This window comes from Affinundibacterium nitidum (assembly GCF_014284155.1).
In the GTDB taxonomy this organism is placed as follows: Bacteria; Pseudomonadota; Gammaproteobacteria; order Burkholderiales; family Burkholderiaceae_D; genus Undibacterium; species Undibacterium nitidum.
The window spans coordinates 1-255 of the sequence record NZ_JACOFZ010000057.1 but is presented as its reverse complement, the minus strand read 5'-3'; the positions used below and the strand labels follow the sequence as shown (position 1 = coordinate 255).

General features: G+C 42.4%; 1 protein-coding gene. It reads left to right on the top strand.

Annotated elements, in window-relative coordinates; genetic code table 11:
- Positions 1-255: DDE-type integrase/transposase/recombinase (locus H8K36_RS19010; RefSeq protein ID WP_186918091.1), on the top strand; the 255-nt coding region annotated here is incomplete at both ends.

Sequence of the window (255 nt, the reverse complement as noted above, 5' to 3'; positions counted from 1 at the left end):
CTGGTGAGAAGCTTTATCTATCACCCATTTTAGATCTGTTTAACGGCGAGATCATCGCCTTTGAAACCGCAAAAAGACCCGTTTATAAAATGATTGATACGATGCTTAAAAAGGCTTTTAAACGGCTGTCGCCAAAAGATCAACCGATTTTGCACTCTGACCAAGGATGGCAGTATCGCATGCAAGCATATCAAACATCACTAGCATCACGGGGTCTTGTCCAAAGTATGTCGCGCAAAGGTAATTGTCTCGATA